Annotated in this window: 7 protein-coding genes; all 7 read left to right on the forward strand. The window is 66.8% G+C overall.

The genetic code is table 11. The features are described 5' to 3' along the window. Nucleotides 1-4 precede the first annotated feature (4 nt). The 7 genes from BLQ39_RS12865 (at nt 5) to BLQ39_RS12895 (ending at nt 7,972) form a co-directional block, all read left to right on the forward strand. Nucleotides 5-1,507 carry an amino acid permease gene (locus BLQ39_RS12865; RefSeq protein WP_092324510.1) on the forward strand — a complete coding sequence of 501 codons (1,503 nt, stop codon included), beginning with the start codon at nt 5-7 and terminating at the stop codon, nt 1,505-1,507. Further along, nucleotides 1,504-2,214: an SDR family NAD(P)-dependent oxidoreductase gene (locus BLQ39_RS12870; RefSeq protein ID WP_092324511.1), complete on the forward strand. Its 711-nt coding sequence runs from the start codon at nt 1,504-1,506 to the stop codon at nt 2,212-2,214. Before BLQ39_RS12865 ends, BLQ39_RS12870 begins: the two co-directional genes overlap by 4 nt. Beyond that, nucleotides 2,214-2,999, forward strand: coding sequence for an SDR family NAD(P)-dependent oxidoreductase (locus BLQ39_RS12875; RefSeq protein WP_092324513.1), 786 nt, complete (start codon nt 2,214-2,216; stop codon nt 2,997-2,999). Before BLQ39_RS12870 ends, BLQ39_RS12875 begins: the two co-directional genes overlap by 1 nt. Nucleotides 3,000-3,063: 64 nt before the next feature. Then, nucleotides 3,064-4,035 carry an agmatinase gene (gene speB, locus BLQ39_RS12880; RefSeq protein ID WP_092324514.1) on the forward strand — a complete coding sequence of 324 codons (972 nt, stop codon included), beginning with the start codon at nt 3,064-3,066 and terminating at the stop codon, nt 4,033-4,035. After that, nucleotides 4,032-4,898 carry a polysaccharide deacetylase family protein gene (locus BLQ39_RS12885; RefSeq protein WP_092324516.1) on the forward strand — a complete coding sequence of 289 codons (867 nt, stop codon included), beginning with the start codon at nt 4,032-4,034 and terminating at the stop codon, nt 4,896-4,898. The genes speB and BLQ39_RS12885 overlap by 4 nt, the downstream gene beginning before the upstream one ends. 96 nt (nt 4,899-4,994) lie before the next feature. After that, a complete protein-coding gene (locus BLQ39_RS12890; protein ID WP_439822887.1) occupies nt 4,995-6,380 on the forward strand; it encodes an aspartate aminotransferase family protein in 1,386 nt (461 codons plus the stop codon). Between the two features lie 92 nt (nt 6,381-6,472). Then, entirely contained in the window at nt 6,473-7,972 is a 1,500-nt protein-coding gene (locus BLQ39_RS12895; RefSeq protein WP_422386381.1) for a CoA-acylating methylmalonate-semialdehyde dehydrogenase, read from the forward strand. The last annotated feature ends 4 nt before the right edge of the window (nt 7,973-7,976 follow it).

Here is a 7,976-nt window from a genome sequence, read left to right on the forward strand (position 1 = left end):
CACCATGACCCACACCGAAACGGTCGCTGCCACCGAAGGCATCACCCTCAAGCGAGATTTCAATCTCTTCTCATCCTTTGCGTTCGGTTTCGCCTTCATTTCGCCGATCGTCGCGCTGTATGGGATCTTCGGCGTCGCGCTGTCCATCGCCGGCCCGTCCTTCTGGTGGGGTTTCCTCATCGTCTTCGGCGGTCAGCTCCTGGTCGCCCTCGTCTTCGCGATGCTGGTCTCTCGCTGGCCCATCGAGGGGTCGATCTACCAGTGGTCGGCTCGCCTCGGGGGCAAGGCATTCGGCTGGTTTGCCGGCTGGGCGTACATGTGGACCCTGCTCATCGCGATGGCAACCGTCGCCATCGCGGCGGCGGGCTTCATCGCCAACGTCATTGGGATCGAGAACCCCACCGGAGTAGACAAGGCATGGATTGCGCTCGTGGTCCTGGTGCTCGGAACGGCCGTGAACCTGGCCGGACGAATGGTGTTGAAGGTCTTCATGATCGGCAGCATCGTGGCTGAAATCGTCGGCTCGCTCGGCCTCGGCACCTGGCTCCTGTTCTTCCACCAGCACAACTCCATCAGCGTGCTGTTCGATGGGAGTGCGGGCCTCGCACCGGGCACGGACTACCTGTCCCTCAGCGGTCCATTCCTGCTCGCAATGGTGTTCATCGGCTTCTCCTTCGTCGGGTTCGAGAGCGCCGGCGCGATTGCCGAAGAAGTCAATGAGCCGCGCAAGAACCTCCCCAAGGCGATCCTTTTCGCACTCATCTTCATCGCGGTGGTCGTCATGTACACGAGCCTCGCCCTCATCCTCGCCGTCCCGGACCTTGACGCCGTGCGCAGCGGCAGCGTCGCGGACCCGGTGAACTTCACTCTGACCTCGCAGCTCGGCAGCCAGATCGCCAAGCCGGTTGAGATCCTCTTCGTCATCGGCTTCCTGGCCAGCTTCCTGGCCCTGCAAACCTCGGCCTCACGAATGATCTGGTCCTTCGCGAGGGATGGCGCACTGCCGGCCTCGAAGATGCTGTCCCGGCTGAGTCGGAAACAGCGCCAGCCCGTGGGCCCCTTGCTGATCACGATGGTCGTCGGCGGCGCCTTGTTCCTCCTGAGCGACGTGGCTGAGAACGTCTACACGCTGATGCTGAACTTCACCTCCGGCGGATTCTTCCTCTCATTCTTGTTCCCGCTCGTCGGATTCGTTGTTGTGAATCTGCGTGGACGCTGGCGTGCCGGCCCGTTCACCCTCGGCAAGGCAACGCTCCCGCTCGCCGTTGTCGCGCTGATCTGGGCTACCTTCGAGTTCCTCAATATCGCCTGGCCGCGGCCCGTGTACGAAGAGTCCTTCCTCGACTGGTCGATCTGGATCGCCGTAGCCGTGCTGAGCATCGTTGGAACGGTGATCTACCTGTCCGTGCACAAGCGCATTCCCGTTGTCACCGGACTGGAGTACCGGATGCCCGAAGAGCTCCTGCCTCCGGAGAACCTCTCGGAAAAGGAACCGCAATTCTCATGAGCCATGACCCGGCGGCACTCAAGGTGGCCATCGTGACGGGCACCGCCAGCGGAATCGGGGCGGCTGCCGCCGCGGAGCTCGAGTCCCGCGGCTGGACCGTCGCCGGGTTCGACCTGAGACCTTCGCCGCAGTGTTCCTTCGACGCGTGCGTCGACATGGCCAACCCGGAGGAGGTCAGGGCCGCGGTCGCCCGTGTCGTGCAGGAAGTCGGGCCGGTTTCGGCCGCGGTTTCGGCCGCCGGCTACTACGAAATGCTGCCCGTGTCCGAGATCACGCTCGACCACTGGCGCCGGATGCTCTCGGTGCATGTCGGCGGATTCGTCAACCTGAGTCGCGCGGTGATGCCGGGAATGACAACGGCCGGCGGCGGGTCGATTGTGGCCATCACGAGCGAACTGGCCATCGGCGGCGGGTCGCATGACGCGCACTACGCGGCGGCCAAAGGCGCCTTGCTCGGCCTCGTGCGCAGCCTCGCCGCGGAGTCCGCACCCAGCGGAATCCGGGTCAATGCCGTCGCGCCGGGCCCAACCGACACGCCCTTGCTCGCGGCCGACTCGCCGTGGCGCGCCCCGGAATACCTCTCCACTCTTCCCCTGGGCAGGCTGACCTCGCCGGAGGAAGTCGCGATCTGCATCGCATTCCTTCTCGACGAGGGCACATTCTGTGTCGGGGAAACCCTCAACCCCAATGCCGGAGCGGTGATCTGATGCCCGAGAATCCAGGCCATTCTTACCCCGATCTCGAAGGCAAGGTCGTTCTCGTCACCGGCGCTGCGCAGGGCATGGGAGCGGCGCACGCCCGCCGGCTTTCCGCCTCGGGCGCCACCGTGGCGGTGAACGACCGCGAGGCTTCGGCCGAACTCGCAGCCCTCGCCGCCGAGCTGTCAGGACTGGCCGTACCCGGGGACGTGTCGGACCCGGATCAGGTGCGCGCGCTGGTGCAGCGGGTCGAACAGGAACTTGGCCCGGTGGACGTTTTGGTCGCCAACCACGCCTTCATGACCATGGGGCCGTTCCTGGACGCGGACCCCGAGGACTGGTGGAAAGTCATCGACACCAACCTCGGCGGCACGTTCCACCTCGTCCAGGCTGTGCTGCCGGGGATGCGACGTCGCGGAGCCGGACGCATCGTGGTGATCTCCAGCGAGTGGGGTGTCACGGGGTGGCCGGACGCGACGGCCTACTCGGCCTCGAAGGCCGGCCTGATCTCGCTGGTCAAGACGCTGGGCCGCGAACTGGCCCCCGAGGGCATCATCGTCAACGCGGTCGCACCCGGAGTGACGGACACCCCTCAGCTCGAGGTCGATGCCGGAAGCGCCGGGATCTCCCTGGACGAGATGCGGGCCGTCTATGCCGGCAGCATCCCCCTGGGCCGGATCGGCACGTCGCCCGAAATCGCGGCGGCGGTCGCGTTACTGTGCGATTTCCGACTCTCCGCGATCATCGGCCAGGTGGTGCAGGTCAACGGCGGCTCCACGAGAGGGCGGGCGTGAGCATGCCCCCGATTCCAGATTCTTCACGCCTCCGGGCGGCACAGCACACAGAAGGAAAAACGCCATGAACACTCCCGACATCAGCGCCGGAAGCACGCCGGTGGGCCAGGTCGACGGCCAGAAGTCCCCGCGCTACGCCGGCCTGACCACGTTCGCCCGGCTGCCCCGACTCGAGGACGTGCCGGACTATGACGTGGCGGTTGTGGGCATCCCCTTCGACGCGGGGGTCACCTACCGTCCCGGAGCGCGCTTCGGCCCCTCGGCGATTCGTGAGGCGTCCCGCCTGCTCCGCCCGTACAACCCCGCCCTCGACTCGATGCCCTTCGCAGATGCGCAGGTGGTCGATGCGGGCGACATCGCCTGCAACCCCTTCGACATCGTCGAGGCGCTCGGTGAGATCGAGGCGGGGCTCGCCGAGCTGATGGCGGACGGCCGCATCGTCCTGGCCCTCGGCGGCGACCACACCGTCGCGCTCCCGGCGCTGCGGGCGGCCCACGCCCAGCACGGCCCGGTCGCCCTGGTGCATTTTGACGCACACCTCGACACGTGGGACACCTACTTCGGCGCGCCGTACACGCACGGCACCCCCTTCCGCCGCGCGTCGGAGGAAGGGCTGATCCGCAAGGACCGGTCGGCCCATGTCGGAATCCGCGGATCGCTGTACGACCCGGCGGATCTCACCGATGATGAGAAAATGGGTTTCACCATCGTGCACTGCCGCGACTTCGACCGCATCGGGGTCGAAGGCATCCTGGAGCGAGTGCTGGAGCGGGTCGGCGACGCTCCCGTGTACATCTCGATCGACATCGATGTGCTGGATCCGGCATTCGCGCCCGCCACCGGCACGCCGGAAGCCGGCGGCATGACAAGCCGGGAGCTCCTCGCGGTGCTCAGGGGGTTCCGCCACAACAAGATCGTCGGCGCCGACATTGTCGAGGTGTCCCCGGCCTACGACCACGCGGCCATCACGGCCGTGGCGGCCGCGAATCTTGCCTATGAGCTGATCACGATCATGTCTGCGCAGCGCCGCGAATGACTGCCGCAGGCCCCATCCGATGGCCGGAGGGGAAGCAGTCGGCAGCGGCATTCACCTTCGATGTGGATGCCGAGTCGGCCGTGCTCTGGAACGCACCTGGGAACGCCGACCGGATGAGCGTGATGAGCCACCAGGCCTACGGCCCGCTCGTGGGCGTTCCCCGGCTGTTGCGGATGCTCGACCATCATCAGATCCGATCCACGTTCTTCGTCCCGGGGTACACGGCCCACCGGTATCCGGGAATTGTCAGGGACATCGCCAGGGCCGGCCACGAAATCGCACACCACGGCTACCTGCACGAGCAGCCGAGCGCCGTCGACCTCGCCGGTCAGATCGACAACCTCGATCGGGGACTGGACGCGCTGGCTGAGGTGGCCGGCGTGCGGCCGGTTGGCTACCGGGCGCCGATGTGGGATCTGTCCTGGGAGACCCCGGCGCTGCTGGCCGCGCGTGGATTCCTCTACGACTCGAGCCTGATGGACGCCGATGTTCCCTACGAGCTTGCGATCACGCCGGGCTCCGGGGAGTCGATCGTTGAAATCCCCATCCAGTGGGCGCTGGACGACTGGGAGCAGTACTGCTTCCTCCCGGACATCTCGGGCAGCGGCCTGATCGAGACGCCGGCCAAGGCCCGCGAGCTCTGGACCAGCGAATTCGAGGGGCTCCACGACGAAGGCGGATGCTGGGTGCTCACGAATCATCCCTTCCTCTCCGGCCGCCCGGGGAGAGCCAGGCAGCTGGGCGAGCTCATGGCCGAGGTCATGGCAACCCCGGGTGTGTGGGTCGCGTCCCTCGAGGAAATCGCGCAGCACACCCGCAGCCTCGGGCTCGCACCACGGTCAATCGTCCGGCCGGAACTCTGACGCGGAACTGCAACAGCCCCGCATCAAGCCACTCGCACCAAGCCACCCGGAACCGCTGCTCCACCGCCCAACCTCACTACAGAAAGACACTCGATAATCGTGACTGCCACAACCGTCAATGACACCACGGTCACTGACTCCACCGCCAATGCCACCGCCGCCAATGCCACCGCAGGGGCGGGGCTTGACCAGCGCACGGTCGAGCTCGATCGTGCCTTCGTTTTCCACTCCTGGTCCGCGCAGGGCGCCCTCAACCCGCTCGTGATCGCCGGCGGGCTGGGCTCTCGCGTGTGGGACAACGCCGGTCGCAGCTACCTCGACTTCTCGAGCCAGCTGGTGAACGTCAACATCGGCCACCAGCATCCGGCCGTCGTCAAGGCGATCATCGACGAGGTCGGGACGCTGGCGACCGTCGCTCCGTCGACAGCCAACCTGGCCAGGGGCGAGGCAGCCAAGCGCATCGTCGGCCGGGCGCCGGAACGGTTCAACAAGGTCTTCTTCACCAACGGTGGGGCGGATGCGATCGAGAATGCGATCCGGATGGCGCGGCTGCACACCGGTCGCGACAAGGTGCTCTCGACCTACCGCTCGTACCACGGCAACACCGGTTCGGCCATTGTCGCCACCGGAGACTGGCGCCGCATCCCGAACGAATTCGCGCGCGGACACGTGCACTTCTTCGGCCCGTATCTCTACCGCAGTGAGTTCTGGGCGACATCGCCGGAGCAGGAATGCGAACGCGCCCTGCGCCACCTGGAGCGCATGATCCAGAGCGAGGGCCCCACGTCGATTGCGGCCGTGCTGATCGAATCGATCCCGGGCACGGCCGGCGTGCTGGTGCCGCCGCCCGGGTATCTGGCGGGGGTGCGGGCGCTGTGCGACCGTTACGGCATCCTGCTGATCCTGGACGAGGTCATGGCCGGGTTCGGGCGCACCGGGCGCTGGTTCGCGTTCGAGGGCTACGACGTCGTTCCTGACCTGATCACCTTCGCCAAGGGCGTCAACTCGGGCTACGTTCCGACCGGCGGCGTTATCATCTCGGATTCGATCGCGCACACCTTCGATACGAGCGTCTTCCCTGGCGGCCTGACCTACAGCGGTCACCCGCTGGCGATGGCGTCCATCGTGGCCGCGCTCGACGCGATGGAGGACGAGGGCATCGTGGAGAACGCGGCCCGGATCGGCCGCGATGTGCTGGCGCCGGGGCTTGCCGAGTTGCAGGCGAAGCACCCGGTCATCGGTGAGGTGCGCGGTGAGGGTGTGTTCTGGGCGCTCGAACTCGTCGCCGACCGGGAGACCCGGGAGCCGCTCAACGGCGCGGTGATGGGGCGGATCAAGGCGGAGCTGCTCGGCCGGGGCCTGCTGCCGTTCCTCGCGGACAACCGCATCCACGTCGTGCCGCCTTGCGTGGTGACCGATGACGAGGTCGCCGAGGCCCTGGCCGTCTACGACGAGGTGCTCGGCCTCGACCTGCTCAACTGATCGGTGGTCGAGCTTGTCGAGACCCTGATCTCGACAAGCTCGATCACCGCGACACCCGCAAACCACAACACCGACAGAATCGACAGATGACAATGAACGCTATTCCCACAATCAGCCACTGGATCGACGGGGCCGCCGCCGCCGGCACCTCGACCCGCACCGCGCCGGTGTTCAACCCGGCCACGGGCCAGGTCGCCAAAAACGTGAGCCTGGCCAGCACGGCCGACGTCGACGTCGCGATTGCGTCGGCCCTGGCCGCTTTCCCGGCCTGGCGTGACACCTCGCAGGCCAAGCGCCAGAGCATCATGTTCAATTTCCGTGAGCTGCTCAACGCCCGGAAGGGCGAGCTGGCCGACATCCTCACCGCCGAGCACGGCAAGGTGAGCGCGGATGCGCTCGGCGAGATCACGAGGGGCCTGGAGGTTGTCGAGTTCGCGCTCGGGATGCCGCACCTGATGAAGGGCGACTACTCGGAGAACGTGTCGACGGGTGTTGACGTGTACACGCTCAAGCAGGCCCTCGGTGTGGTGGGCATCATCAGCCCGTTCAATTTCCCGGCGATGGTGCCGCTGTGGTACTTCCCGATCGCGATCGCGGCCGGGAACACGGTCGTGCTCAAGCCCAGCGAGAAGGACCCGTCGGCGTCGAACTGGATGGCCGCCCTGTTCACCGAGGCGGGCCTGCCCGACGGTGTTTTGAACGTCGTGCACGGCGACAAGGAGGCCGTCGACGCTCTGCTGGTGAACCCCGCCGTGCAGGCGATTTCGTTCGTCGGGTCGACCCCGATCGCGAAGTACATCTACGAGACCGCGGCGCTCCACGGCAAGCGGGTGCAGGCCCTCGGCGGGGCGAAGAACCACATGCTGGTGCTGCCGGACGCGGACCTGGACCTCGCCGCGGACGCGGCGGTCAACGCCGGGTTCGGCTCGGCCGGTGAGCGGTGCATGGCGATCAGCGTGATCGTGGCCGTCGAGCCCGTCGCGGACGAGCTGATCGCGAAGATCACCGAGCGGATGAAGGGCCTCAAGGTCGGCGACGGCATGCGCGGCTGCGACATGGGCCCGCTGATCACGAAGGTGCACCGCGACAAGGTCGCCTCGTACATCGACGTTGCGGCCGCGGACGGGGCCGAGGTCGTCGTCGACGGTCGCGGCATCGAGGTCGATGGGGACGCATCCGGTTTCTGGCTCGGCCCGACCCTGTTCGACAAGGTCGGTACCGACTCGGCCGTGTACCAGGATGAGATCTTCGGCCCGGTGCTCTCGGTGGTCCGCGTCGCCACGTACACCGAGGGCCTCGACCTGATCAACAGCAGCCAGTACGGCAACGGCACGGCGATCTTCACCAACGACGGCGGGGCGGCCCGCCGTTTCCAGAACGAGGTGCAGGCCGGGATGGTGGGCATCAACGTGCCGATCCCGGTGCCGGTGGCGTACCACTCCTTCGGTGGCTGGAAGAACTCGCTCTTCGGTGACGCGAAGGCCTATGGCCCTGCCGGGGTCGCTTTTTACACCCGGGAGAAGGCCGTGACCAGCCGCTGGCTCGACCCGAGCCACGGCGGCATCAACCTGGGCTTCCCCCAGAACGACTAGCGGA

Source organism: Cryobacterium psychrotolerans, from assembly GCF_900101115.1.
GTDB lineage: Bacteria > Actinomycetota > Actinomycetes > Actinomycetales > Microbacteriaceae > Cryobacterium > Cryobacterium psychrotolerans.

What these genes read in the sequence shown, in the direction of transcription:
- speB (WP_092324514.1), top strand. Translation starts at nt 3,064, where the DNA reads ATGAACACTCCCGACATCAGCGCCGGAAGCACGCCGGTGGGCCAGGTC.
- BLQ39_RS12895 (WP_422386381.1), top strand. Translation starts at nt 6,473, where the DNA reads ATGAACGCTATTCCCACAATCAGCCACTGGATCGACGGGGCCGCCGCC.
- BLQ39_RS12870 (WP_092324511.1), top strand. Translation starts at nt 1,504, where the DNA reads ATGAGCCATGACCCGGCGGCACTCAAGGTGGCCATCGTGACGGGCACC.
- BLQ39_RS12885 (WP_092324516.1), top strand. Translation starts at nt 4,032, where the DNA reads ATGACTGCCGCAGGCCCCATCCGATGGCCGGAGGGGAAGCAGTCGGCA.
- BLQ39_RS12875 (WP_092324513.1), top strand. Translation starts at nt 2,214, where the DNA reads ATGCCCGAGAATCCAGGCCATTCTTACCCCGATCTCGAAGGCAAGGTC.
- BLQ39_RS12865 (WP_092324510.1), top strand. Translation starts at nt 5, where the DNA reads ATGACCCACACCGAAACGGTCGCTGCCACCGAAGGCATCACCCTCAAG.